This is a genomic window from Thalassotalea sp. G20_0, assembly GCF_017744175.1.
Classification (GTDB): domain Bacteria; phylum Pseudomonadota; class Gammaproteobacteria; order Pseudomonadales; family Endozoicomonadaceae; genus Endozoicomonas.
Map to the genome: position 1 here is coordinate 65,620 of NZ_JAGHQV010000025.1, position 23,278 is coordinate 88,897.

The 23,278-nt window shown below is 50.6% G+C and carries 22 protein-coding genes and 1 riboswitch; of the genes, 18 read left to right on the top strand and 4 right to left on the bottom strand.

All coding sequences use genetic code 11. The features are described 5' to 3' along the window. The first annotated feature begins 613 nt into the window (after nt 1-613). The 10 genes from J7438_RS15650 (at nt 614) to J7438_RS15695 (ending at nt 10,143) form a co-directional block, all read left to right on the top strand. The gene (locus J7438_RS15650) at nt 614-2,023 is read left to right on the top strand and encodes an NAD(P)/FAD-dependent oxidoreductase (RefSeq protein WP_209277282.1); all 1,410 of its coding nucleotides are present in this window, start codon (nt 614-616) and stop codon (nt 2,021-2,023) included. Nucleotides 2,024-2,025: 2 nt separating this feature from the next. Beyond that, nucleotides 2,026-2,973 carry a DUF1365 domain-containing protein gene (locus tag J7438_RS15655; RefSeq protein WP_209277283.1) on the top strand — a complete coding sequence of 316 codons (948 nt, stop codon included), beginning with the start codon at nt 2,026-2,028 and terminating at the stop codon, nt 2,971-2,973. Beyond that, a complete protein-coding gene (locus J7438_RS15660) occupies nt 2,970-4,211 on the top strand; it encodes an SAM-dependent methyltransferase (RefSeq protein WP_209277284.1) in 1,242 nt (413 codons plus the stop codon). Before J7438_RS15655 ends, J7438_RS15660 begins: the two co-directional genes overlap by 4 nt. Before the next feature lie 65 nt (nt 4,212-4,276). After that, nucleotides 4,277-4,783: a DUF3833 domain-containing protein gene (locus J7438_RS15665; RefSeq protein WP_286196620.1), complete on the top strand. Its 507-nt coding sequence runs from the start codon at nt 4,277-4,279 to the stop codon at nt 4,781-4,783. Nucleotides 4,784-4,794: 11 nt separating this feature from the next. Next, nucleotides 4,795-5,574, top strand: coding sequence for an SDR family NAD(P)-dependent oxidoreductase (locus J7438_RS15670; RefSeq protein ID WP_209203701.1), 780 nt, complete (start codon nt 4,795-4,797; stop codon nt 5,572-5,574). A 53-nt stretch (nt 5,575-5,627) separates the two neighbouring features. After that, a riboswitch (TPP riboswitch) is annotated at nt 5,628-5,728 on the top strand. Between the two features lie 143 nt (nt 5,729-5,871). Continuing rightward, complete coding sequence (thiD, locus tag J7438_RS15675; RefSeq protein ID WP_209277285.1) at nt 5,872-6,690, top strand: bifunctional hydroxymethylpyrimidine kinase/phosphomethylpyrimidine kinase; 819 nt, start codon at nt 5,872-5,874, stop codon at nt 6,688-6,690. Nucleotides 6,691-6,705: 15 nt separating this feature from the next. Then, nucleotides 6,706-7,488 carry an ABC transporter ATP-binding protein gene (locus J7438_RS15680; RefSeq protein WP_209203699.1) on the top strand — a complete coding sequence of 261 codons (783 nt, stop codon included), beginning with the start codon at nt 6,706-6,708 and terminating at the stop codon, nt 7,486-7,488. A 3-nt stretch (nt 7,489-7,491) separates the two neighbouring features. Then, the gene (locus tag J7438_RS15685; protein ID WP_209277286.1) at nt 7,492-8,244 is read left to right on the top strand and encodes an ABC transporter permease; all 753 of its coding nucleotides are present in this window, start codon (nt 7,492-7,494) and stop codon (nt 8,242-8,244) included. Between the two features lie 3 nt (nt 8,245-8,247). Then, nucleotides 8,248-9,231 carry an ABC transporter substrate-binding protein gene (locus tag J7438_RS15690; RefSeq protein ID WP_209277287.1) on the top strand — a complete coding sequence of 328 codons (984 nt, stop codon included), beginning with the start codon at nt 8,248-8,250 and terminating at the stop codon, nt 9,229-9,231. Nucleotides 9,232-9,396: 165 nt separating this feature from the next. Continuing rightward, nucleotides 9,397-10,143: a lipocalin/fatty acid-binding family protein gene (locus J7438_RS15695; protein WP_209277288.1), complete on the top strand. Its 747-nt coding sequence runs from the start codon at nt 9,397-9,399 to the stop codon at nt 10,141-10,143. Between the two features lie 103 nt (nt 10,144-10,246). On the opposite strand, the gene J7438_RS15700 is transcribed toward J7438_RS15695, so the two are convergent. After that, a complete protein-coding gene (locus tag J7438_RS15700; protein WP_209277289.1) occupies nt 10,247-10,813 on the bottom strand; it encodes a hypothetical protein in 567 nt (188 codons plus the stop codon). A gap of 37 nt (nt 10,814-10,850) precedes the next feature. Between J7438_RS15700 and J7438_RS15705 the strand changes: the two genes are divergently transcribed. Both J7438_RS15705 and J7438_RS15710 read left to right on the top strand, forming a co-directional pair. Further along, nucleotides 10,851-11,111 (top strand): hypothetical protein, encoded by a 261-nt coding sequence (locus J7438_RS15705; RefSeq protein ID WP_209277290.1) that lies wholly within the window; start codon nt 10,851-10,853, stop codon nt 11,109-11,111. A gap of 81 nt (nt 11,112-11,192) precedes the next feature. After that, entirely contained in the window at nt 11,193-11,987 is a 795-nt protein-coding gene (locus J7438_RS15710; protein ID WP_209277291.1) for a hypothetical protein, read from the top strand. Between the two features lie 74 nt (nt 11,988-12,061). Here the strand turns inward: J7438_RS15710 and J7438_RS15715 are convergent, their stop codons facing one another. Continuing rightward, entirely contained in the window at nt 12,062-13,033 is a 972-nt protein-coding gene (locus tag J7438_RS15715) for a ribonuclease Z (protein ID WP_209277292.1), read from the bottom strand. A 259-nt stretch (nt 13,034-13,292) separates the two neighbouring features. Here J7438_RS15715 and J7438_RS15720 point away from each other — a divergent pair, with 259 nt between their 5' ends. The 4 genes from J7438_RS15720 to J7438_RS15735 all read left to right on the top strand — a co-directional run bounded on the left by J7438_RS15720 (nt 13,293) and on the right by J7438_RS15735 (nt 18,226). Further along, on the top strand, nt 13,293-14,261 hold the full coding sequence (locus tag J7438_RS15720) for a hypothetical protein (RefSeq protein ID WP_209277293.1): 969 nt from the start codon (nt 13,293-13,295) through the stop codon (nt 14,259-14,261). A 283-nt stretch (nt 14,262-14,544) separates the two neighbouring features. Continuing rightward, nucleotides 14,545-15,666 carry a murein hydrolase activator EnvC family protein gene (locus J7438_RS15725; RefSeq protein WP_209277294.1) on the top strand — a complete coding sequence of 374 codons (1,122 nt, stop codon included), beginning with the start codon at nt 14,545-14,547 and terminating at the stop codon, nt 15,664-15,666. Nucleotides 15,667-15,788: 122 nt separating this feature from the next. Then, nucleotides 15,789-17,252 carry a S41 family peptidase gene (locus tag J7438_RS15730; RefSeq protein WP_209277295.1) on the top strand — a complete coding sequence of 488 codons (1,464 nt, stop codon included), beginning with the start codon at nt 15,789-15,791 and terminating at the stop codon, nt 17,250-17,252. A gap of 548 nt (nt 17,253-17,800) precedes the next feature. Continuing rightward, on the top strand, nt 17,801-18,226 hold the full coding sequence (locus J7438_RS15735) for a GtrA family protein (RefSeq protein WP_286196621.1): 426 nt from the start codon (nt 17,801-17,803) through the stop codon (nt 18,224-18,226). A 25-nt stretch (nt 18,227-18,251) separates the two neighbouring features. Here the strand turns inward: J7438_RS15735 and J7438_RS15740 are convergent, their stop codons facing one another. Together J7438_RS15740 and J7438_RS15745 are read right to left on the bottom strand one after the other, a co-directional pair. Next, nucleotides 18,252-19,556 (bottom strand): sensor histidine kinase, encoded by a 1,305-nt coding sequence (locus tag J7438_RS15740; protein ID WP_209277297.1) that lies wholly within the window; start codon nt 19,554-19,556, stop codon nt 18,252-18,254. Beyond that, the gene (locus tag J7438_RS15745) at nt 19,549-20,223 is read right to left on the bottom strand and encodes a response regulator transcription factor (protein WP_209277298.1); all 675 of its coding nucleotides are present in this window, start codon (nt 20,221-20,223) and stop codon (nt 19,549-19,551) included. The genes J7438_RS15740 and J7438_RS15745 overlap by 8 nt, the downstream gene beginning before the upstream one ends. Nucleotides 20,224-20,395: 172 nt before the next feature. Between J7438_RS15745 and J7438_RS15750 the strand changes: the two genes are divergently transcribed. Then, nucleotides 20,396-21,430, top strand: a complete 1,035-nt coding sequence (locus J7438_RS15750; RefSeq protein ID WP_286196622.1) for a glycosyltransferase family 2 protein — start codon at nt 20,396-20,398, stop codon at nt 21,428-21,430. Continuing rightward, nucleotides 21,427-22,998 carry an ArnT family glycosyltransferase gene (locus J7438_RS15755; RefSeq protein WP_209277299.1) on the top strand — a complete coding sequence of 524 codons (1,572 nt, stop codon included), beginning with the start codon at nt 21,427-21,429 and terminating at the stop codon, nt 22,996-22,998. The genes J7438_RS15750 and J7438_RS15755 overlap by 4 nt, the downstream gene beginning before the upstream one ends. The last annotated feature ends 280 nt before the right edge of the window (nt 22,999-23,278 follow it).

Sequence of the window (23,278 nt, forward strand, 5' to 3'; positions counted from 1 at the left end):
ACAAAGTCCTCGGCTTTGGCATCCTGCGTCGCCCTACCTCCCACATCCATGTGGTCGTGCGCGAGATTCGGGGCAGTTTATGAAATATCCGGGTTAAGTTATCCGCCACGGCTTGCGCCTCTGCCGGGGCAAAGCCTTTTTTCTCAATTTCCTGAATCATCCAGGGACGCAATTCGTTTTTGATGTATTCCGAACTTGCCGCTCCGGTATCCCTGACATCAGGAGTGCCAACAACCCACTGTGAGATCCCGCCAGATTCGTGCCCACCATGCTCAGAGCGTCAGTAATGGCCTGGTGGGCACGATCAGGGGATAGCCTTTAGCGGGAAATATTCTTCTTGAGAATTCTATACCTGGCCCGGACCCGCCCAAAGTTTTAATCCAATGAGCGTTTTTGTGCTCCACTTGTCTGGTTGCGCTCATGCTCCCTTTTTTCAGTGGCTGAAGCATTATTGATTGATTTTCCATATAAATGGGTGAACCATTACCCCACTCTGTTCGTAAATTTTTTGCATAGTACGTTACTGCTCTGATGAAAGGTTTTTGTAGATAAGAATTACTTATTGGCACTCAAACCTTTTTATAGCGAATAAAATCAACAGGGAGTCTCATTTGTGTCCACAAAAGGAATGAACATAGCTGTCGTCGGTTCCGGTATTAGCGGACTCTCCTGCGCCTGGCTACTTTCCAAACAACATAACGTTACCTTATTCGAAAAGGATGATCGCTTTGGCGGCCACAGTCACACTGTGTCTGTGGGCGATGAGAAGCCCATTCCCGTCGATACCGGCTTTATTGTTTTTAATGAGAAAACCTATCCAAACCTGATCGCTTTTTTCAAACACCTTAAGGTGCCTTTTGTCCCTACGGATATGTCTTTTGCCGTTTCTCTGAACAACGGCTCTACTGAGTACGCTGGTACTGATCTTTCTGGGCTATTTGCCCAGAAGAGCAACCTGCTCCGTCCGGGGTTCTGGCTGATGCTGGCTGATATCCTGCGTTTCTATCGCAACAGCGAAAAGTGGATGGGCAGCCTTGAGCATGAACAAGGCATAGATGCCTCCCTGACCCTTGGCCAGCTACTGCATCGTGAGCGCTTCAGTCAACGGTTCATTCATGATCACCTGATTCCCATGGGCGCTGCTATCTGGTCAACACCGGCTGACAAAATGCTGGACTACCCGGCTTTGGCTTTTCTGCGCTTTTGCTCAAATCATGGCCTGCTGCAACTGTCGGATCGTCCTCAGTGGCAAACCGTGAAGGGAGGCAGTCGGGAGTATGTGCAGCGGATTATTGATGAGCTGGGCACATCGGCGCTCACCAATCGCTGTATTCGCAAAATAAAACGGTTTTCTGACCGGGTTCAATTGACCGATTTCCAGGGTAAAGACTGGCATTTTGACCATGTTGTCATGGCCTGCCATGCTGACACCACGCTCAGCCTGCTGTCTGAGCCAGACGAGTTTGAACAGCATTTGCTGGGCGCTTTTACGTTTCAACGGAACAAGGCTCTGTTGCACAGCGATGAACGACTGATGCCTGACAACAAAAAGGCCTGGGCCAGCTGGAACTATCTGGGTTCACATACATCAGACCCCGGCAATGAGCAGGGGCCAGCGGTTACCTACTGGATGAATAATCTGCAACATCTCGACGGTCCGCCACTGTTTGTCACGCTGAATCCCCAGCAGGAGCCGGCCACCGATCTGATTCATGGTTGCTACCTGTATGACCATCCTGTGTTTGATCGCGCCGCGATCGAAGCCCAGGAGAAAATCTGGAAGCTCCAGGGCAGAAACCGCACCTGGTATTGCGGTGCATGGATGGGCTATGGTTTCCATGAAGATGGGCTACAGTCCGGCCTGGCTGTCGCGGAGAGCCTTGGAGGCATTCGCCGCCCCTGGCAGGTCAAAGGAGAAAATGACCGGCTCCATCGTCCGGACCTGTTTGGCCGCAGCTTTTTTGACCCGGGTGTTGACAGCACGCAACTTGAATCCTCTGAGCCTCAGCAGCAGGAATCTTGAGAATGGAGTCTTCCTCAGGTTCTTCTATTTATGTTGGTGAGTTGATGCACCACCGGTTCAAACCGAAGAAGCATCGGTTCTCTTATCAGGTGGCTTCCTGGTTGCTGGATCTGGACACCATTGAGGCGTTGGATCAGCAGCTCACCCTGTTTTCCATTAACCGGTTTAATGTTGTGTCTTTCTACCCCCGTGATCATGGTGATGGCTCAGAGACACCGTTGCGGGAACAGATCAACCGGTTGCTTCACGACTATAATATTGAGACACCGGATAACGTCAGCTTACTTTGTTATCCAAGGATGTTTGGCTATACCTTTAATCCATTGGCGGTGTACTTTTGCTATCGGGATCAACAGCTGACCGCCATCGTTTATGAAGTCAGCAATACCTTTGGCGAAAGGCACTCCTATGTGGCGGCTGTCGAGTCTGGAGAGCAGTCAGGAAAGCAGCCTGAAAAGCAGTCGGACGATAAACGACTGATAGAGCATAGCAGGCAGGTTGTTCAACGAACCATTCAACAACAGGCCGATAAAGCACTGCATGTTTCCCCCTTCTTTCCCATGGACTGCTATTACCATTTCCGGATACAGCCCCCCAAAGAAAAGGTGACTCTTGCCATTAACCTGAACGATGCCAGCGGCAAGCTGTTCACTGCCGTGTTCAAAGGGCTGCGCAAAGCCATCACCGATCGTTTTATCGTAAAACAGACCATGCTGCTGCCACTGCAAACCGTGAAAGTCATGGCGGCCATCCATTGGGAAGCCTTGCGGCTCTGGCTAAAGGGCATATCGATTTACTCACACACACCAAGACATTTCTTTTTCAGCCATACCCGTGCAGAAACGCCAAAAGCAAAAGAAAAAAATTTTGCGCCCTACGCCGCGATGAACGGTGAGAAAGCAAAATATTTTTCACAAAACAATACAGCGAACAGGGGGAAGAACCTATGAACTCAACCAGCTCCACGGAGATCACCAGCAAACCCTGGTTTCCTGCGCTGAGAAATGTACTCTCCTGGCTGGAAAAGCGATTGGTCAAGGCGGGGGTGAGCAAAATTGAGCTGCGCATTGATGGCAACGACAGTGTGATGGTGGGGCAGTTCCGGTCAGGCACCCCCATTCCCTGTCTGCATATCCATAATCCGGTGGGGTTAATCCAGCAAGGCAGCCAGGGGTTACTGGGCTGGTCAGAGTCGTTTATTAATGGCGACTGGAGCACTCCGGACCTGAAAGCACTGACCGACTGGGCCATGGCCAATGAAGACAATCTGCAGGAGGTGATGGCAGCCAACTGGTTCAGCAATCTGTTTAACCGGTTGCTGCACAAAATACGCCGTAACAGCCGCTCCGGCAGCCGTCGCAATATTGCCGCGCATTATGACCTGGGCAACGACTTTTACCAGCTATGGCTTGACCCGACCATGACCTATTCAAGTGCCCTCTATTTTGATGAGCATGAGGATCTGGAAACCGCACAGGGCAATAAGTACAACACTATTATCGACTGGCTTGAGCTTCGTCCGGGGCATTCCCTGCTTGAGATAGGCTGTGGCTGGGGCGGCTTTGCCCGGGCACTGAATCAGCGGCACCAAGGCGCATACAAAGGGATAACACTGTCGCAGGAACAGCTGGCCTATGCACAACAGATGTCGGACAACCAGTCCCATCAGTTCAGTCTCACGGATTACCGGGATATCCATGAACAGTATGACCGTATCGTTTCCATCGAAATGATTGAGGCCGTGGGTGAAGAGCACTGGCCGGTTTATTTTGAAAAACTGTACCGCAGCCTGAAACCCGGAGGTTACGCCGTTATCCAGGCCATTCTGATTGATGACGCCCGTTTCGAGGAGTATCGCCGCGGTGTTGACTTTATCCAGCGCTACATCTTCCCGGGCGGCATGCTGCCCTGTGACAGGGTGATGAATGAGCAGGCCGGTAAGGCCGGTTTGGCCATAACCAACTCCCTCTCTTTCGGTCTCGACTATGCAAGAACGCTGGATGAATGGAAACGGCTCTTTCTTTCGGCCTGGCCTGCCATTGAACAGCTCGGATTTGATCAGCGCTTTAAACGCCTGTGGCAGTTTTACCTGGATTACTGCACGACCGGTTTCCAGTTCAGGAGTATTGATGTTTGCCTCTACAAACTCACCAAACCTTTGGAGTCCGCATCATGCGAGTCGCGCTAACAACAATAAAAGATTGGACGTCGGGACGAGCCTGGCTCCTGACCCTGCTTTTTATATTGACGGTTATGCTGACGGGGTGTTCAGCCATGAATATTGAAGACTATGCAGCTAGTGAACCAAGTCTGAAAATTGAACACTACTTTGCTGGGGAAACCGTCGCCTGGGGCATGTTTCAGGACCGGTTCGGCAATGTTCAACAACGGTTTAAGGTGTTGATGACCGGAGAAGTCAAAGACGGTGTACTGACTCTGGATGAACACTTCATCTATTCCGATGGTAACGAGTCAACCCGTATCTGGAAGGTCAACATTATGGGTGATGGACAGTACCTGGGAACCGCCGGAGATATCGTTGGCCAGGCCATTGGCCGCAGTGCCGGCAATGCCTTTAACTTCAAATACCAGATGCGACTGCCCATCCGTGGCCGGGAGTGGGTGGTGACCTTTGATGACTGGATGTTCCTGCAGGAAGATGGCGTACTACTGAATGTCGCCACCATGAGCAAATGGGGGATCAAGCTGGGTACGTTGACGGTCGCCTTTGAAAAACCCGGGCCAGAAGAAGAACCATAAAGGCAGCAGATATGAATTCTACTCAGGATACAGCGCCTTCTAATGCTCCGGTGGTCTGGATCACCGGAGCCAGCCAGGGCATTGGCGAAGCCGTTGCCATTGCCCTGGCCCGGGAAGGAATGACCGTAGCGGCCAGTGCCCGAAATGAGGAACGGCTGGCAGCACTGGCCAGGCAATCAGATGAACTGCCAGGCAGGATCATTCCCTTTCCGCTGGATGTGACTGATCAAACGGCCGTGAATGAGACGGTCAACAAAATCATTGCTAATCATGGAGCCATTGATCAGGCGATTTTAAATGCCGGCACCTATATCGCTTCACCGGCAGCGGAGTTTACCAGCAGCGTGGTGCGCCAACAGATGGAACTGAATCTGATGGGTGTCTGCCACTGCCTTGAGCCACTGATCGCTGCCATGAAAAAACAGGGTGAAGGGGTGATTGCCATTAATGCGTCGCTGGCAGGCTATCGAGGCCTGCCCAAAGCGGCGGGTTATGGTGCCAGCAAGGCGGCGTTAATCAATATGGCGGAATCCCTGAACTCGGAGCTCTGGCGAGAGGGTATTGATATCAAAGTGATCAACCCGGGTTTTGTCAAAACACCATTGACCAGCAAGAACCGGTTCCCCATGCCTTTTCTGATGGAGGTGGATAAAGCTGCAAAGGTCATCGTCAAAGGGATGAAGGGGCGGCAGTTCGAGATTCGCTTCCCCCGAATGTTTGCCGCCATCATGGCGCTTCTGCGTCACCTGCCTTACCCGCTGTATTTCTGGTTGGTCCGTAAGACCGGATAAGCACCAATTCGCCCAATCGCTGGACAGACTGTGGCAAACCCCATAGACTCCGCCGGTGTTGGTTGGGGTGTTCTGCCAGTGATGGCAGAACTGAGATACACCCATTGAACCTGAACCAGATAATGCTGGCGTAGGAAACCGACGGGCCTGAGAGCTGCTAAACCCCTGATGTACTCACCATCGTGCAAGCCAGTTAATCAATGCAGTTTATTGCCCCGACAGGAACTGCAACACCCCGCCCGTTGTTCCCGCCAGTCCTAATGATATGGAGTTTCTCTTGTGGAGCGGCGCGAGCTTATGTCTTCTACCCCCATCGCATTGACCATTGCCGGTTCTGACAGTGGCGGTGGTGCCGGCATTCAGGCAGACCTGAAAACCTTCTCAGCCCTTGGTGCCTATGGCTGCAGTGTGATCACTGCGCTGACCGCACAGAACACGGTGGGCGTTCAGGGTATTTTTGACGTCTCACCTGCCTTTGTCCGGGATCAGCTGGACTCGGTCTTTTCCGACCTGAACATTTCTGCCGCCAAGGTGGGCATGCTGAGCCAGCCTGAAGTGATTGATGCGGTGGCCCGCGCTGTCAGTGATTACCAGCCGAAATACCTGGTGGTTGACCCGGTGATGGTGGCCACCAGCGGTGATGTTCTGCTTCAGGAAGCCGCCATCGATAACCTGCGTCACAAACTGATTCCCAAAGCCACCCTGATTACCCCCAACCTGCCGGAAGCAGCGGTTCTGCTGAACTGTCCCCGACCTGAGTCACTGGAAGCCATGATCGCCATGATTGACCCGTTGATGGCGCTGGGAGCAAGTGCAGTATTACTCAAAGGCGGCCACCTTACCTCAGACCAAGGCAATAATCAGGCCGTTGACCTGTTCCATGACGGTAACACCCTGCACCAACTTGAGTCTCCCTGGGTGGCAACCCGAAATACCCACGGGACAGGCTGTACACTGTCGTCTGCTGTCACCGCGTTGCTGGCCAGGGATTACCCTTTGATCGATGCCGTCCGGTCTGCCAAAGAGTACATTGCCGGTGCCATTGGCCATGCCGACCATCTGAACATCGGCTCTGGCCATGGCCCGGTCCATCACTTTTACCGAACCTGGTCATAGAGATTACCGCAACGCATGTTTGATGTGATTATTCGCCGGGCCAGCCTGAGATTTGGCAACCACTGCGTTTTTACCGACCTGAACCTGACCCTTAAAGGCGGCCAGTGGACCTGCCTTCTGGGTGGCAGCGGTGTGGGCAAAACCAGTCTGCTGCGTCTGATTGCCGCTCTGCCTGCGGGCGAGACAACGGGAGAAGTGGTTTGTCAGGACGGTTTTTCGGTTCATCACCGAATCGCCTGGATGGCGCAGCAGGACCTGCTGCTGCCCTGGTTTTCGGTACTGGACAATATCACCCTGGGGCAGCGGCTGCGTCGCAATCTGACCGATGTGTTCACCCGTCGTCCACTCTTGTCAGCCGAGGTTCAGGAGCAGGCCATGTCCATTCTGGAAAAGGTAGGCCTGAGCGCAAAAGCCGATGTTCTGCCCCAGCACCTGTCCGGCGGTCAGCGCCAGCGGGTAGCACTGGCCCGGACGCTGATGGAAAACCGGCCACTGGTATTAATGGACGAACCCTTCGGTGCACTGGATGCCATCACCCGGCTCAATTTACAGGATCTGGCCTGTGAGCTGCTACAGAATCGTACGGTGCTGTTAATCACCCACGATCCCCTGGAAGCCCTGCGCCTTGGTCATGAGGTTTATCACCTGAGGGGGCATCCGGCCCGACTGACGGATGCCATTACGCCACCGGGTAAAACACCCCGGACACTGGATAATAATGGCCTGATGGCATTACAGGGCAAACTGCTGGATCGTTTACGTCATGAGTCGTTTGATGAACAGTCCGGAGAACCATAAAGAATGAAAGACTCCGTCAAACCCTTTGTCGTTCTTATTGGCCTTCTGTTGCTCTGGCATACCCTGGTGATGGCCTTTGATATGCCATCCTATATCCTTCCCGGTCCGTTGGCGGTGGCCAACAGCATGGTTGACAATGCCAGTCTGCTGTGGGAACACACGCTGGTTACCCTCAGTGAAATGCTGCTGGGTCTGTTACTTGGTGTTCTGCTGGGCATTATTCTGGCGCTGGTGCTGGTCTATTTTACCGCGTTAAGACCCTGGCTCTTACCGCCATTGTTGATTACCCAGGCCATTCCGGTCTTTGCGCTCGCACCGATATTGATGCTCTGGTTTGGTTACGGCCTGACGTCGAAAGTGGTGATGACCATACTGGTGATCTTTTTCCCCGTAGCCACCTGTTGTTATGACGGACTGCGCCATACCCATCAGGGCTGGCTGGATATGGCCCAGACCATGGGCGGCAACCGGCTGGCCATTCTGCGTCATATCCGCTGGCCTGCGGCACTGCCAGCCCTGGCTTCCGGGCTGCGGGTAGCCGTTGTAGTGGCACCGATTGGTGCCGTTGTCGGGGAGTGGGTTGGCTCCAGCGCTGGCCTTGGTTACCTGATGCTTCAGGCCAATGCACGACTCTGGACTGACCAGATGTTTGCTGCGCTCACCGTGCTGGCCTTCTGTTCCGTGACCCTTTACTACACTACCGACCGTGTTTTACGCAGACTCATTCCGTGGCAACCGGAGACTTCCCAGGAATAAGAAATGAATAAACTGATGCAACACACTTTTTTATGGGCAATGGCGTGGCTGCTGTCCTTCAGCCTGCTGGCCAGCGCCAATCAGGTATCCAGCAGCACACCGGCCAGGGAGCTGAAAGCGCTGACCCTGATGCTGGAATGGTTTGTCAACCCGGATCACGGCCCCATCATCATTGCCCGGCAGAATGGCTATTTTGCAGACCAGGGGCTTACGGTGAAGATTCAGGAGCCGGCGGACCCCAACCTTCCTCCCAAACTGGTGGCGGCAGAAAAGGTGGATCTTGCCGTTTACTATCAGCCCAGCATGATTCACGGGGTAGCCAACGGCCTTCCCCTTGCCTGGGCCGGAACCCTGGTGGCCACCCCCCTGGACGGCCTGCTGGTTCTGGATGATGGCCCGATCAAATCCCTGAAGGATATGAAAGGTAAAACCATCGGTTTGAATATTGGCGGCATAGAGAATGCCATTCTGGACACGCTGTTTGCACCTTACGGGTTTGGTGCCGGGGATGTAAAACTGGTCAATGTGGGCTGGAACCTCTCCTCTTCCCTGATGAGTGGCCGGGTGGATGCCATCATGGGCGCGTATCGTAACTTCGAACTGAACCAGCTGGCGATTGAAGGGCGTAAGGGCCGTATGTTCTATTACGAGGAAAACAATATTCCGCCTTACGATGAACTGATTTTTATCGCCAACAGCAAGCAGCACGATAAAGACGCCATTCGTCGTTTTCTCAGGGCGATTGAACTGGGCACACAATATATTGTGAATAACCCGGAAAAATCCTGGGAGATCTTCAGGGATTACAGCCCGGAGAAACTGGATAATGAACTGAACCGCCGCGCCTGGTTTGACACCATTCCCCGTTTTGATCTGCGACCTGCCGCCAGGGATACAGGCCGTTATCAGGCATTTGCTGACTATCTGCAAGCGAGTGGAGAGCTGAAAACCCAGGTCAACACCAAGGACTACATGCTGGATTTTTAATCCGGAATGGACGTCACCGGCTATCGTCAGGCTCTGCTTGTTGCGATAGCCACATCATTTTTAAATTCCTCCCTAAGCATGCCGACAGAAAGCGAATGGTCTGAAATCTCTATTGTTTAACTCCGGAAAAAGGATATAAGCCCCATGGACAGGTATAAAAAACCAGTGCTCAGATTCATTGTCATGGCCGGGCTTGCAGCCGCCCTGGCTTCCCCGGTGACGGCTGAAGAAGTCATGGTCCGAGACAATATGCTCTCTGTGAGTGAAAATTATGATTCTGTCGGCATCGATAACGCTGGCTCAATCAACATAAATGGCAATATGAATGTCAACGGCCCTTTTACCAATAGAGCGGGTGGCTCAGTTAATGTTGCTATGGGGCTGAATATTTCCGGAAGTACATTGACCGCCACCAATGAGGGAACACTGACTGCTGGCAGTTACTGGAGTGATGGGCACTTTATCAACAACACAGGGGCGGTCGCATCCCTTGGGGTGATAAACAGCAGTGGTAATGTAACGAATAAAGGTACGTTATCGTTTGAACAGGGATCCGTTGTGGCTGACTTTGATGGCTCCGGAGGAACCACTTATATCACCATAACAAAACTTAATTTTTTTCAAAATCAATATAATAAGCCCCTGATTAAGGCCACGGGAAGAATCCGACTTGATTCTGACTCAAAGATCGTTCTCAACGTAGCCGAGGGTGCGATGCCCGATAGCGTGGACGGGGTTGCTATTGCCCTGAGTGGTGAATACCTGAAGTTTAATCACGATTCGACGGCCTCAGAGCTTGATCGTGCGGGCCGCCATCTTATCACTTCTGGCAATGACTCCCTGGTGGTAGAACATGTCGAGGTGGATATCTTTGGCATCACCGCAGACCTTAAAGTGAAAAAGAAAAAATAGGTAAGGAATAAGCTCTGTGTTCAAAATCAACACGGTGTTAGCAAATTTAACGGCGGAGCCTGATTGTCCGGAAAACCCGGTCCGCCTGTTTTTAATAATGGTTTCAGCCGGACTTGCGGTAACGCTGATTGGCTGAAGCATTTTCTATTTCATTACCGGGCATACGGAAAGGGTTATCTCTCTGAACGGCAACAGGAGACGCACGCTGGCCATGCCTCGCCAGGTCCCTCAGGCTAAATTGACTGTTAACGCGCGCTAACGGCAATGGGAACGACTCTTCACTGCGAAGAAATTCAATGGTTGCCAACGCTTCATCCTTTGTCACCTGCAGGCCTCTCCCCACATCTCCCCTCAGATAACATTCCACTTTCAACCGCGCTTCCTCGGCGGCATGGGCGCTGGCTAACTCATCTTTGAAATGCTCTATCGCCAGCATGGACTCATTATTTTGATCTGGCACCCGGTTGAATTCTTGAATAACGTCATCCGGGGTCACTTTTCTGTTGTCATGTGGAATTTTCTGCAAGCACAGTTTTTGCAGGAAGAGGCCACCCCTGAGCGACGTTTCATCGTTGCCATAGGCTGCAAGCACATCTGAAGAAGTGATTTGTCGTCCTTGTAATGGTTTTTTTTCCCAAAAGGCATCTTCAATACATTTGCCTTCATTCAAGGGGGTGGCTGTATCTCCATGAGGCGGACGGTTTGAGATGCCTTTACCACTGAATGTACCGGTAGAATGGCCAGAAATCCCGCATGAACCGGCTTCTGGATCAACCCGGCCAGCAGTGTTTGAATGGGAGAAAAATGATGGTAATAATGCGGTGGGTGATGGTTTCAAAATAAAGCCCAGTCTGGATTATAAACACGACCATTTGACCCCAAAACAATTATTTGGTTCATCCCATTTATGCATGGGTCGTGAGTTGGCTCCCATGGGAGCTGAGCCTGTCTCTAGTCACGATTTTTAAATCTCTCCCTGTGCGTGTCGACAGTAAAATGTGAGAGCTGAAATTTCTACTGTTTAAACCGGGATGAAGGAAATAAGACACATGGATAAATATAAAAAGCCGTTGATCAGATTAGTTCTTACGGCCGGGCTTTCAACTGCGTTGGCTTCCCCGGTAATGGCTGAAGAGGTCATGGTTCGGGGCAATATGCTTTCTGTGAGCGAAAATTATGATTCTGCCGGTATCGATAACGCTGGCTCAATCAACATAAACGGTAATATGAATGTCAACGGCCCTTTTACCAATAGAGCGGGTGGCTCAGTTAATGTCGCTATGGGACTGAATATTTCCGGAAGTACATTGACCGCCACCAATGAGGGAACACTGACCGCTGGCAGTTACTGGAGTGATGGGCACTTTATTAACAACATGGGGGCGGTCGCATCCCTTGGGGTTATAAACAGCAGCGGTAATGTAACGAATAAAGGTACGTTATCGTTTGAACAGGGGTCCGTCGTCGCTGACTTTGATGGCTCCGGAGGAACCACTTATATCACCATAACAAAACTTAATTATTTTCCAGAAGATTATAATTGGAGTGGGCCCGAGAATTGGAATAAGCCCCTGATTAAGGCCACTGGAAAAATCAAACTTACTTCTGACTCAAAGATCGTTATCAATGTATCCGAAGATGTGCTGCACCGTACCATGGAAGATGTTGTTATTGCCGTGAGCGGTGAACACCTGGTGTTTGATCACAGTAAGACAGAATCAGATCTTGATCATGCGCCCCGTTCTGGTTTTATCACTTCTGGCAATGACTTCATGGTGTTAGAACATATCGATGTAAATATGTTTGGCATCAGCGCAGACCTTAGAGTGAAAAGGAAAAAATAGGTAAGGGATAAACGCTGCCCGTGGGGGAGGTATTCCTTTTCAAAAACCTTCTTACCAGGATGGAAATCCAGATTTCAATCTGCTTCAACCAGCCGACCGTCCCTATCCACTACCCAGGTACTGAAATCACGGGCCATGCCTGTATTACCCGAATAGTACGTTTCAGCTTCTGCCTTTAACGCATGGATGCTGTTGGCACCTGCCTCAGCAGAACGCTGATAGCGGCCACTGAAGTGGGTAAGAATTAAATTGGGAACACCGCTGGCCTCTGCTGCTTCAGCAACCATTCGGGCTGAGCTGTGCATCCAGACTGGTCCGGCTTTTTGCAGGGCGGCGTCGGTGAGGGTGGCTTCGTGAACCAATAGATGGCTGCCTTGCAGTGCATCGATAAGCAATTCCGGCTTATCGTTATCACCCGCAATAATGGCAACCCGGCTGGCGGGTGGTGGTTGCAGAACCTGTTCAGGGAGTATCGTCCGGCCATCGTCAAGAGTAATGGCCTGCCCTTTTTGCAAAAGCCCCCATAGCTCTCCCCTGGGAACGCCCAGTGCCGTCAGTTGCTGAATGTTCAGCTGGGTACTGAGTGTTTTTTCCGCAAAACGATAGGCAAAGCTTGGCACACGATGGGAGAGCCGGTGAGCCGTGACAGCAACCCGGGTATCCTGATAGTGAAAAGTCGGCTGGTCACTGCGAATAAACTCAATACTGAATGGAAGTTCCAGAACATCGGCATAGTGTAATGCCGCCTCAACAAACTGCCGAACGCCGTCAGGTGCGCAGATGGTCAGGGGTGCCTGCCGCCCCTGCATGCTGGCAGAGCTAATCAGCCCCGGCAGGCCATACATGTGATCGCCGTGAACATGAGTAATAAAGATGGTTTTAAGATTGTTGAGGGTATAGCGACAGCGAAGCAGCTGATGTTGCGTACCTTCACCGCAGTCCACAAGATACCATTGTCTGGCATCATCAATGGCCAGTGCCAGTGCCGTGACATTTCTTTCGGTGGTGGGCATGCCGGCCGAAGTTCCCAGAAAAGTCAGTTTCATGAAAACCTGCTTTATCATAATGCAATTTTTATTGTATCAGAGGAATGTTTCGAACTTATGAAATTTCTTGCCAATTTAGTTGTCTAGTTGATACCGGTCACGTTAATTATTTTTTATTTGGGTTTTCTTCATGGTTTATCCCGGATTTATTTATTTAGCTCCAACACCGACCTTCGTAAGTTATGGCAACGTTGAGTTACCACGGATTGAGGGTGAACCTGCCCGCTTTTGCACACATCATTGCATAGAGGTGGTGCCCATGAGGGCAATGGCTGCCAGTGCGGGTACCCGGATGGAAGGTGATGCTTGCTGTTTTGAGAGAGGTTTCCCTTATCGTTCTGTTCGGCCTGTTTATTCCGGGGGGTATTTTAGCGAGGGCTTCACAGGTCAGCAAAATTACGGTGGTAGCCAATATACTGAACAAATGTTCAGCGGAATGGTTGACCATATGTCCGATATAAGCAGCCCCATGTCAGTGTTATCTCATGAAGAAATACAGGAAAAAACCACCACCGGGCGCTTCTCTGATGACCGTGCGTTTCTTGATCCTTCATACCCTTACCGGGCACAAAGACAGATGCCTGATCAATATAGTCCCCGCCAGCCGTTCGAACGATATGAAACGCCAATAGCAGGAACTGACTTTCCCGGAAATAACAGTGAGCAAAGAACCCCTCCGACTGTTAACGATATGGACTGCCATAACCCTCCGGAATCTACAACAGCGGATTCTTGTACCCTGGAGCAGGAGTACTTTCAACGTTTAGCGACGTTAAGAGAATATAAGGATCTGATTGAGGAAGTGAAAGAATTCTTACCTAAAACTGCCCTTGATGGGTATATTCAGGATTTTTTGTCGGGAAACAGGAAAGAGCTGGAACTGTCCAGACTCTTTAAACAAAATCCAACGCCACGGCCACTGTGTGGAGTAATTAGTTCATCATCTGATCACATCTCCAGCAAGAAAGCCAGGAAGGCCAAGAAGGCCAAGAAGGCTCATCGCATAATGGATAATCAAAAAAAGGAACTCAGGACAATCCTGGAAAGCCAGAAACCCTCTGATTTTGCCATTAATGCCCGTAAATGGACCATAATGAATGTCACCAAACTGATCAATAACCTATTTCAGTTAGATTTCGAGCAGGGTAGTGCGAAAAACCTTTTGTGCAGAATGAAAATATCGCTCAAGTCAATCAATGACAGTCACAAACTGACTCTGGGAAGATGATATGGGGATGGTACTTCTCTCTCCCTGTTGCGGCTGAAGATTTGAGGCGCTGGTCATGAAAAGTGGTATCACAGGTGCCGAGGGCAGAGTTATAACGCGACCCTATCCTAAATGCCGCCTTGCCTGAACAGTAACGCCCGTGAAACTCATTGAATTGAGAGTCACCTTTTCCCTGTCTATATCTGATCTTTAATTGCAGGCATACTTATAGGGTTTTCGCCAATAGCCAAAGACGCCTCCCATGATACTTTTCAATCCGCTGCTCCCGGGCAGATATAAAAAAATGTTCACAGCACTGTTGTTTGCTGCCTGCTCAATCATTCCTCAATTGGGTATCAGTAATGAACAGGTGGCAACCGAGGCAGAAATCAAAGCCATTGAAAGTGATATCCAACATACGAAAGAGCTGTTGGAATCTCTCAATGCGGCACGAACTTCTGCCCAGAAACAGGTGCAGAAGAACGACAAGGCCATTCAACAACTGAACACCGATATCATCACTCTGGAAGCTCGCCTTAAGGAGGGGCAGGGCGAAATAAAAAAGCTCCAGAGCCGTCAGCAACGACTGACGGCAAAGAGTGAGCAGCAGAAGGTTCAGGTTGCCCGGAGTCTGCAATCGCTTTATAAGAGTCTGGGTGACAGCCGCATCAAGCTATTGCTGAACCAGGAAGATCCGGACAGTGTTTCCCGACAACTGGTTTATCTTGATTACTTTCAAAAGGCACAACTTCAGTCCGTCCGGGAGTATGAGAAAACCCTGGCGGAACTGAAATCTGTGGAACATGATCAGCAAACCCTCCTCACCCGACTGAATCAGGAAAAAGCCGTGATTGACCAGAAAAAACAGTCCCTGGTCAAACAGCAGTCTGAACGTAAACAGCGGCTGAGTGAGTTGGCGAGTCGTTATCAAAAGGGAGGAAAAGCGCTTAAACAGCTGGAACAGGAGCGAGAGAAGCTGGATAAGGTGCTGGCCAGTATTATCAGTCGGCAGCTCGGTAACAGTGAGTCTTTCTACAGTCGTAAAGGCAAGCTGTTATGGCCGGTAAAAGGACGTGTGTTGTTTAAGTTCAACGATCAGAATCCGGAAACACGCATGCGCTGGCAGGGCATGTTCATTGCCGCAACCTCCGGAACAACGGTTAATGCCGTTCATGATGGCCGGGTTATCTTTGCCGACTGGCTGAGCAGTTATGGCCTGTTGGCGATCGTTGACCATGGCGATAATTTCCTGACGCTGTACGCTCACAATGACACCCTTCTCAGGCAGGAAGGTGATACCGTACTGGCGGGTGAGCCACTGGCATTAAGCGGTCAGAGTGGAGGGCAGCAGACTGAGGGGGTTTATTTTGAAGTGCGCCTGAAGGGCAAACCCCAGAACCCATCTTTATGGCTTGGCCGTAAGTGAGAAAGGGAATCCAAACCATGTACCACTGTCGGAGAGTATCCCGAACTCAGTGTAGTTTCAAACGGTGATACCGATAAGTAATTTCTATACTTCACTGAATTAAATAATGCTCGGGAGCATTCATGAATTTGATTTTTAACCTTCACCGGCTTATCAAGGCATCGGCTTTGGTGCTGGCTACCGGACTGGCATTCAATGGCTGGGCTGATACGGCTGTTCAGGAAGAGCAGACCCCAAAGGCTCCTGCCGCTGAAATCAACAGCCAGTCTCCAGTAGACAAGGACACCGGGCATGGTGAGCAGCCAAGAGGAAAGCTGCCTCTTGATGAACTTCGGGCCTTTACCGAAGTCATGGAGCGCATCAAAAAAGCCTATGTTGAGGAAGTCGATGACAGGACGTTGCTGGAAAATGCCATTCAGGGAATGCTCAGCGGGCTTGATCCTCATTCTGCTTATCTGAAACCGGATGACTTCAAGGAGCTGGAAGAAAATACTTCTGGAGAGTTTGGTGGCCTGGGTATTGAAGTGGGCATGGAAGATGGCTTTATCAAGGTGGTGAGCCCCATTGATGACACACCTGCCGCAAAAGCCGGTATTCAGGCAGGGGATCTGATTATTAAGCTGGATGATGTGTCGGTTAAGGGCATGAGCCTGGGAGAGTCGGTGGATAAGATGCGCGGTAAGGCAGGCTCCCCGATCAAGCTGACGATTGTCCGTGAGGGTGTGGAAAAGCCCCTTGAGATTGCCCTGGAGCGGGCGGTTATCCGAGTCCAGAGCGTCAGGGCCAGGCATCTTGAACCGGGTTATGGTTATATTCGTGTCAGTCAGTTCCAGGCGGATACCGGCCATGAGCTGGTGGATACCTTGAAAGAACTCAAGCAAGCACAGAAAGACGGCAAGCTTAACGGGCTGGTTCTTGATCTGCGCAACAATCCGGGTGGGGTGCTGCAGGCTGCGGTTGGCGTTACCGATGCCTTTATCAGCGAAGGGTTGATTGTTTACACCAAAGGTCGTATTCCAAACTCTGAGTTGAGGTTTAGCGCATCGGTTGATGACCCGTCAGAGGGCGTCCCATTGGTGGTGTTAATCAATGGCGGTTCAGCCTCTGCCTCCGAAATTGTTGCCGGTGCCCTGCAGGATCATAAGCGAGCTGTGCTGATGGGAACCGAGTCTTTTGGCAAGGGGTCGGTACAAACCGTTTTACCGTTGAGTGTTGATGCAGCCAAGGGATTAAAACTGACCACTGCCTTGTATTATACGCCCAATGGCCGATCCATTCAGGCCGAAGGTATTAAACCGGATATTCTGGTCCAGCGTGCCAAAGTAACCCCGATTGATGCCCCTCAGCAGTATAAGGAAGCTGATTTACAACGACATCTCAGCAATGGCAATAAAGATGATGTCTCCAACAGTAAGAAAGCCAGGGCCAGTAAGGCAGAGAAAGAGGTAGCGGAGCTATTGGCCCAGGATTATCAGCTGAATCAGGCGTTGAATGTATTAAAAGGGATGCACATTAATGCGATTACTGCCGTTAAACCGAAAGAAAAGAAGACGGCTGCGCTCAAGCCAATGAAAACCACGCCGTAGAAAACGCCTGCGCCTCGTTACCGAGGTTCCTGATAGCTGTGTGATATTAGCGCCACTAGGAGGTCGGACTGACGGTCACAGGCTGCTCATAATGTGATTTTTGACCAGTCTGGCCTCAGAAGTCCCCACAAGCCTGCTGAAGCCAGTCATTTTAAACAACGTGATTTTGCTTTTGTTGGTAACCAACCAGATACACGTTAAAAACAAGCCAATAGAGCACCAGTGCAAGCCATTTTTCTTCATTTTCCTGTTTTAGGCAGAACATCAGTCTCAGATTAAATGCCAAGCACACCAAAACATTCGATGCGCTGAAGTAGCCTGTATCTCCCAGAAGTCCTTTGGCTTTACCAAGAACCGGCTCCAGAACTTTTAGCTGGTTCAGTGTAGGGTAACTTCTTATTTATCGTTGGGTGACGGACTCACATGGCGGGTGATGATCAGACCGCAGTCGACGTGAGTAATGTGAAAATTGCGTCCGGAGACGTTTCTTTCACACAGGTTCATGTAGGGTACGGAGCCTGAAGCCATTAATTGTTGCGTTTTTTGATATGCAGATATTTATCAGCCGAGGGCGGGAGCATCAGCGTTATTTCCTGCGTTTCTGTCTAGTGGGAGGATCAGGGTTTGTAGTGGACAGCCTGTTGTTAATGATCCTGATGAAAGCGGGTATGACGGTGATGGATGCCCGGATTATTGCTTTCTGGGGAGCAGCAAGCTGTAATTGGCTCTGCAACCGGGTGTTTACCTACGGGCAAACCCTGACAGGCCAGACTGTTTTATCCCTTATAAGGCAGTGGTTCAGTTATATGGTGCTGTCGGGAGCAGGTTTTCTGCCCAATGTAGGTACATTCTGGCTGTTGATCCACTTTACGCCGCTGTCGGACTGGCCGCTGCTGGCTCAGGCACTGGGTATTAGTGTGGGTCTTATTTTCAACTACCTGTTAACCCGGCGGTTTATTTTTATGAAAAACTGAGGAAATGCCTTGTAGCATTTCGAGGCTATTGGTCAGGACCGGGATTGAACTGTACCGATGCGGTACAGCCCGGTTGCCCGTTGTTACCGGTCAGTGAAAATGTCCAGCCATATTTACGACATATGTCATTAACGATCAGCAGTCCGATACCATATCCTTCATGGGTCTGTGATTGTGTGTTCAGGCCACTTCCGCTATCAATGACCCTGAGGTATTGATCATTGACCTCCACAGTGACACTGCCGTGGGACGTATGGGCCATTGCATTACGCACCAGGTTAGAAAGCAGGATCCGTATAACCGATTCTGGTGCCCGGACAATGGGTTTGCTGATTAGAATAACCCCGGCATCAACTGCTTTGCTGGTCAATAGCTGACGGTTATCTTCCAGCACCTGCTCCAGAATATCCCTGCCAATGCTTGTCGGGACAGATCGTTCCTGTCCTGCGTCACGAATAAGACCCAGCAGGGTTTCTACAACGTCATTCATGTCTGTTGTGGCCTTGATCAGACGCTGCTGCTGTCGCTGGATAAACGATGGTTCGGTAGAGATCGTCAATAATGTCGCGACTCCACGCATAACCGTCAGTGGTGTCCTCAGTTCATGGCTTGCGAAACTGGTAAAAGATCTTTCACGTTCAATCAGGTGCTTCAGACGTTGTCGGTAATGATTGAGGTTAGTAACCAGTTGTCGTACTTCTTCCGGCGCGTACTTTGGAATATCCAGTAATGATAAATCATCGGATTCAGCATGATGCAGCTGATGACTGAGTTGTATTAAGGGAGCCGTCAGCCTCCGAACAATAAAAACCATGGAAAGGCAGGTCAGGGCAAAAAGAATAATACCGACGATGGAATATACACCGACTTGCAGTGCACTCTGATGTTCATTGGCTTCCAGCTGGGAGATATTTTCAATAATATAAATCAGCTCGTCCCTGGCTACCGACGGTTCATAAACTGTCAGCGCCATATATTCTTCTGAGTCGTTGTTCAGGGAGATTTCCTGAACTCCATGCCACCCTTGATTAATGTTCTCGCGCAAATGATCCGGTAAATGAGCGTGCCCTTTGTAGGCTGTGGTCAGCGAATCTATGGATAACACTCCGTTATTATCCATATGGTATTGGAATCCACGCAGGGCGATATCCCGGTATAAGCTCAGGCGGCGTTCTATCACGGCGTCTTCAGAGTCCTTGATGGCCGCGCCAAAAAGAAACATTTGAATCAGCACAACCACGGAGGCCATCAGGATAAATGTCGAGGTGATCTGAAACCGGAAAGACCGCCTTGAGTATTGATCAATACCTTTACGCCCCGTGTTATTCATTGCAGTCAAGCCGGTAACCGGTTTTGGGTACTGTGACAATCAGTGCTTTATTGAAGGGCTTGTCTACCTGGCTCCGGAGTTGATAGATATGGTTGCGCAGGATATCACCATCCGGAGGATTGTCCTTCCAGAGGCTATAACTTATCTCTTCCCGGGTAACCGTAGCCGGGGCTTTACCAGCCAACAGGGCCAGAATGCGGAATCCGGTGGGGTTGAGGATAATTCTCTGTCCCTCGCGGAACACTTCCCGTGTGCGCATATCCAGTTGCAGTGAGCCACAGCGTAATGTCTGCTGGAAACGTTCCGGGTGAACCCGGCGGGCCAGTGCTTCAATCCGAGCCTGCAGGATATTCAGATCGAAGGGTTTAATAACGTAGTCGTCTGCTCCCTGTCCAAAGCCACATAAGGTATCTTCCCGGGTATCCCGGGCGGTTAGCATCAGAATGGGGGTGGTGATGCCCTGCTGGCGCAGCTCGGCGCAGATTTCGAAGCCATCCATGCCCGGCAGCATGACATCCAGAAGGATGATGTCATAACTGTTTTCCAGGCCTAAAGTCAGACCCTGTCGTCCATCGGCGGCATAGTCCAGCTCGTAATCAAGGGCTTCAAAGTAGTCGAAGAGGATACCGGCAACATCACGGCTATCTTCCACCAGTAGTAAGCGCATAGGGCGTATCCTCTCAACGCATCTGGGTTTATGTTCGGATGGATTGATTCATTCCAGGGGTGTACCGAGGCGGAAAATATCATAAAAAAAGTGAAATTTATGTCTCGGACATTTTTTTCACGTCCTGCCACTTAAGATGCTGACCATCTATTAGAATTCAGGGTGTACGTTCATGTCTCTCTATGCAATGTCCTCTTACCAGTCGAAGGAATACGACTATCAACTTATAAAACAACAATCAAAAACAGATGTTGAGTTATCTATAATAGTGCCTTTGTTCAATGAAGCGGCGGTGGTTGACCAGTTTCATCGTCGTCTGACTTGTGTTCTGGATGCCATGTCCACCGGTTCGGAAATTATCTACATTGATGATGGCAGTAGTGATGAAACCTGGCGCAAACTCCAGCTGTTATCCCAGAATACCAGCGAGCAGGTGTTAATCAGGCTCAGTCGTAATTTTGGCAAGGAAGCCGCCATGAGCGCTGGTATTGAAGCTGCCCGGGGCAGCGCAGTGATCCTGATCGACAGCGACCTGCAGGATCCACCGGAACTGATTCCCGATATGGTGGATATATGGCGTAAAGGCTACGACATTATCAATATGCGCCGTCGTGAGCGCCACGGTGAAAGCTGGCTGAAAAAAACGTCGGCAGCCGTTTTCTATCGGTTGCTAAACCGCCTCTCGGATATACCGATCCCGGAAAATGTTGGTGATTTCCGCCTGCTCAGTCGCCGGGTGGTTGATCATATCAATGCACTGCCGGAAAAGACCCGGTATATGAAAGGGCTTTTCTCCTGGCCGGGATTCCGGCAGAAAGCACTGTTCTTTGATCGCGATCCCCGGGCAGCCGGAGAGACCAAGTGGAACTACCTTAAGTTACTTGGCCTGGCATTTGAAGGGATTACCTCATTCAGCATTCAACCCCTGAGGCTGGCGTCCTGGGGTGGTTTTCTTACCGCCACCCTGGCGGTGCTTTATGCCCTGGTGATTGTGTTCAAGGCGCTTACCCTGGGTATCGCACCTCCGGGATACGCTTCACTGATGGTGGCAACACTGTTTTTGGGCGGCGTTCAGCTGCTGGCCATCGGCCTGTTGGGGGAGTACGTCGGGCGTATTTTTATTGAAACCAAACAACGCCCCCTTTACCTGGTGATGAAAAAATTCATTAAACCTGCAAATCGTCGCCTAACCGGGGTTGCTTCATGATGCACAGTCAGAAGTCGTTGGCATTACGTATGATGCAGTTATCCATAATGGTGGTTGTGGTTGCACTGGCGATTCGTTTAATCAGTCTCGGTCTCTATCCGCTGATGGATACCACAGAAGCGCGGTACGGTGAGATTGCCCGTATTATGGCTGAAACAGGCAACTGGATTACGCCCCAGTTTGACTACAATGTCCCGTTCTGGGGTAAGCCTCCCCTGCACACCTGGCTTTCTGCTATCAGTTTCAAACTCTTCGGTGTCAGTGAATTCAGCGCCCGTTTTCCACACTTTCTGACAGGGATGCTGGTACTGGCGCTGGTCTGGAAACTGGCCGCTGACCAGGGTGACCGTATTCGGGCAGCCATGGCGTTAGCTGTGCTGGCAACCACCGTCGTTTTTTCCATCAGCATTGGTGCGGTGATGACCGATACGGTTCTGTTAGCCGGTACCACCCTGACCCTGGTGTCATTCTGGCAGTCCTGGTTTCGTCCCGGCGCAGCTATCTGGGGTTACCTGTTTTTTGTGGGACTGGCCATCGGCTTGCTGGCAAAAGGTCCCATTACTTTTATTTTAACGGGAATACCTGTGTTTCTCTGGTGCCTGCCTGAACAACGGTTGTTGACTATCTGGTCTAGGCTTCCCTGGATAAAAGGCACTTGTTTAATGCTGGCAATTACCGTTCCCTGGTACGTTCTGGCAGAGCGGGCAAGCCCCGGTTTTCTGGATTACTTTATTGTTGGTGAACATTTCCGCCGTTTCCTGGTAGGGGGCTGGGAGGGCGACCTTTATGGCTCTGCCCATATTCAACCCAAAGGCATGATCTGGCTGCTCTGGCTGGGAGCCGCCCTGCCCTGGAATATTGTATTACCCCTGGCCTGGTGGAAAAGTCGACAGATGACGGATAGTCATACCAGTCAGTGTACAGAGGCTGCTAACCAGCCCCGGCAGTGGCGGCTGTTTCTCTGGTGCTGGATGTTAAGCCCGATGCTGTTCTTCACTATGGCCAGTAATATCCTGTGGACATATGTATTGCCGGGTATTCCGGCTCTGGCTTTGTTGATCGCCGACTACCTGGGCGACATGGTTAATAAGATGTCCGCCGCTGGGCGGACTGTGGGAAATCCTCGGAAACTCCGTTACTGGCTAGCCTTGCCCGGCAGCCTGGTGCCACTATTGATCCTGGTGATCTGTATCACCATCAAGGATCACAAAAACTCCGCCGCAGGCATCCTCGATGTGTACAGGCAGCAACCGGATTTTTCATTCTCCGCCCTCTATTTCTGGCCGAAACGACCTTTCTCCGGACAGTTTTATTCCAGTGGCAAAGCTATAGAAATCAGGGACGAAGAGGCACTTCTTGCAATACTGGATAAAGCGGTTACCGAACCTTCTTCACAACCCATTTATCTGGCTCTGAAACCAAAAGATTATCGTCATCTTCCCCCCGGAGTTCAGCAACAACTCAGGCTGATTGTGGAAGGCCGTGAGCGAAGTCTGTGGACAACAAACGCTATCCAGCCTGTAAACGGAGCCAGAGAAAAAAAGCAGAGAAAAAAAGGACACCCATAGACTTTTCGACAGAAGAAAAAAAGGAAGAAGAAAAAAAGGACACCCATAGACTTTTCGACCGATAAAAGAAAGGGAAAAAAAGGACACCCATAGACTTTTCGACCGATAAAAGTGGGTGTCCTTTTTATGTCCTTTTTATGTTTTTTTTATGTTCTGTCTTCCCCCCGGAGTTCAGCAACAACTCAGGCTGATTGTGGAAGGCCGTGAGCAAAGTCTGTGGACAACAAACGCTATCCAGCCTGTAAACGGAGCCAGAGAAAAAAAGGACACCCATAGACTT

What these genes read in the sequence shown, in the direction of transcription:
- J7438_RS15655 (WP_209277283.1), top strand. Translation starts at nt 2,026, where the DNA reads ATGGAGTCTTCCTCAGGTTCTTCTATTTATGTTGGTGAGTTGATGCAC.
- J7438_RS15660 (WP_209277284.1), top strand. Translation starts at nt 2,970, where the DNA reads ATGAACTCAACCAGCTCCACGGAGATCACCAGCAAACCCTGGTTTCCT.
- J7438_RS15665 (WP_286196620.1), top strand. Translation starts at nt 4,277, where the DNA reads ATGCTGACGGGGTGTTCAGCCATGAATATTGAAGACTATGCAGCTAGT.
- J7438_RS15670 (WP_209203701.1), top strand. Translation starts at nt 4,795, where the DNA reads ATGAATTCTACTCAGGATACAGCGCCTTCTAATGCTCCGGTGGTCTGG.
- thiD (WP_209277285.1), top strand. Translation starts at nt 5,872, where the DNA reads ATGTCTTCTACCCCCATCGCATTGACCATTGCCGGTTCTGACAGTGGC.
- J7438_RS15680 (WP_209203699.1), top strand. Translation starts at nt 6,706, where the DNA reads ATGTTTGATGTGATTATTCGCCGGGCCAGCCTGAGATTTGGCAACCAC.
- J7438_RS15685 (WP_209277286.1), top strand. Translation starts at nt 7,492, where the DNA reads ATGAAAGACTCCGTCAAACCCTTTGTCGTTCTTATTGGCCTTCTGTTG.
- J7438_RS15690 (WP_209277287.1), top strand. Translation starts at nt 8,248, where the DNA reads ATGAATAAACTGATGCAACACACTTTTTTATGGGCAATGGCGTGGCTG.
- J7438_RS15705 (WP_209277290.1), top strand. Translation starts at nt 10,851, where the DNA reads ATGCCTTTACCACTGAATGTACCGGTAGAATGGCCAGAAATCCCGCAT.
- J7438_RS15710 (WP_209277291.1), top strand. Translation starts at nt 11,193, where the DNA reads ATGGATAAATATAAAAAGCCGTTGATCAGATTAGTTCTTACGGCCGGG.
- J7438_RS15715 (WP_209277292.1), bottom strand. Translation starts at nt 13,033, where the DNA reads ATGAAACTGACTTTTCTGGGAACTTCGGCCGGCATGCCCACCACCGAA.
- J7438_RS15720 (WP_209277293.1), top strand. Translation starts at nt 13,293, where the DNA reads ATGAGGGCAATGGCTGCCAGTGCGGGTACCCGGATGGAAGGTGATGCT.
- J7438_RS15725 (WP_209277294.1), top strand. Translation starts at nt 14,545, where the DNA reads ATGTTCACAGCACTGTTGTTTGCTGCCTGCTCAATCATTCCTCAATTG.
- J7438_RS15730 (WP_209277295.1), top strand. Translation starts at nt 15,789, where the DNA reads ATGAATTTGATTTTTAACCTTCACCGGCTTATCAAGGCATCGGCTTTG.
- J7438_RS15735 (WP_286196621.1), top strand. Translation starts at nt 17,801, where the DNA reads ATGCAGATATTTATCAGCCGAGGGCGGGAGCATCAGCGTTATTTCCTG.
- J7438_RS15740 (WP_209277297.1), bottom strand. Translation starts at nt 19,556, where the DNA reads ATGAATAACACGGGGCGTAAAGGTATTGATCAATACTCAAGGCGGTCT.
- J7438_RS15745 (WP_209277298.1), bottom strand. Translation starts at nt 20,223, where the DNA reads ATGCGCTTACTACTGGTGGAAGATAGCCGTGATGTTGCCGGTATCCTC.
- J7438_RS15750 (WP_286196622.1), top strand. Translation starts at nt 20,396, where the DNA reads ATGTCTCTCTATGCAATGTCCTCTTACCAGTCGAAGGAATACGACTAT.
- J7438_RS15755 (WP_209277299.1), top strand. Translation starts at nt 21,427, where the DNA reads ATGATGCACAGTCAGAAGTCGTTGGCATTACGTATGATGCAGTTATCC.